The following is a 1,650-nucleotide window of genomic DNA, read 5'->3' on the forward strand; positions in this document are numbered from 1 at the left end:
GCGTCACACCCTATACGTCCACTTTCGTGTTTGCAGAGTGCTGTGTTTTTAATAAACAGTCGCAGCGGCCTGGTATCTTCGACCGGCATGGGCTTATGGAGCAAGTCCTTCACCCTCGCCGGCGCACCTTCTCCCGAAGTTACGGTGCCATTTTGCCTAGTTCCTTCACCCGAGTTCTCTCAAGCGCCTTGGTATTCTCTACCTAACCACCTGTGTCGGTTTGGGGTACGGTTCCCAGTTATCTGAAGCTTAGGAGCTTTTCTTGGAAGCATGGCATCAACCACTTCGCGCTCTAATGAGCACTCGTCATCAGCTCTCGGCCTTGAGATCCCGGATTTGCCTAAGATCTCAGCCTACCACCTTAAACTTGGACAACCAACGCCAAGCTGGCCTAGCCTTCTCCGTCCCTCCATCGCAATAACTGGAAGTACAGGAATATTAACCTGTTTTCCATCGACTACGCTTTTCAGCCTCGCCTTAGGGACCGACTAACCCTGCGTCGATTAACGTTGCGCAGGAAACCTTGGTCTTTCGGCGTGCGAGTTTTTCACTCGCATTGTCGTTACTCATGTCAGCATTCGCACTTCTGATACCTCCAGCAAGCTTCTCAACTCACCTTCACAGGCTTACAGAACGCTCCTCTACCGCATCACCTAAAGGTGATACCCGTAGCTTCGGTGCATGGTTTGAGCCCCGTTACATCTTCCGCGCAGGCCGACTCGACTAGTGAGCTATTACGCTTTCTTTAAAGGGTGGCTGCTTCTAAGCCAACCTCCTAGCTGTCTAAGCCTTCCCACATCGTTTCCCACTTAACCATGACTTTGGGACCTTAGCTGACGGTCTGGGTTGTTTCCCTTTTCACGACGGACGTTAGCACCCGCCGTGTGTCTCCCATGCTCGGCACTTGTAGGTATTCGGAGTTTGCATCGGTTTGGTAAGTCGGGATGACCCCCTAGCCGAAACAGTGCTCTACCCCCTACAGTGATACATGAGGCGCTACCTAAATAGCTTTCGAGGAGAACCAGCTATCTCCGAGCTTGATTAGCCTTTCACTCCGATCCACAGGTCATCCGCTAACTTTTCAACGGTAGTCGGTTCGGTCCTCCAGTCAGTGTTACCTAACCTTCAACCTGCCCATGGATAGATCGCCCGGTTTCGGGTCTATACCCAGCGACTAAACGCCCTATTAAGACTCGCTTTCGCTACGCCTCCCCTATTCGGTTAAGCTCGCCACTGAATATAAGTCGCTGACCCATTATACAAAAGGTACGCAGTCACCTAACAAAGTAGGCTCCCACTGCTTGTACGCATACGGTTTCAGGTTCTATTTCACTCCCCTCTCCGGGGTTCTTTTCGCCTTTCCCTCACGGTACTGGTTCACTATCGGTCAGTCAGTAGTATTTAGCCTTGGAGGATGGTCCCCCCATGTTCAGACAAAGTTTCTCGTGCTCCGTCCTACTCGATTTCACTGGCAAGAGATTTTCGTGTACGGGGCTATCACCCACTATGGCCGCACTTTCCAGAGCGTTCCACTAATCTCAAACCAGCTTAAGGGCTGGTCCCCGTTCGCTCGCCACTACTAAGGGAATCTCGGTTGATTTCTTTTCCTCAGGGTACTTAGATGTTTCAGTTCCCCTGGTTCGCCTCTTG

1 rRNA gene (cut by a window edge) is annotated in these 1,650 nt (G+C 51.6%); it reads right to left on the reverse strand.

Going from position 1 to position 1,650, the window contains the following annotated elements:
• Positions 1-1,650: ribosomal RNA gene (locus tag ACQKPS_RS26710) — 23S ribosomal RNA — on the reverse strand (its annotated part extends 1,267 nt beyond the left edge of the window); the annotation flags it as partial.

Source organism: Pseudomonas sp. NPDC086566 (assembly GCF_050280885.1).
Classification (GTDB): Bacteria; Pseudomonadota; Gammaproteobacteria; order Pseudomonadales; family Pseudomonadaceae; genus Aquipseudomonas; species Aquipseudomonas vlassakiae.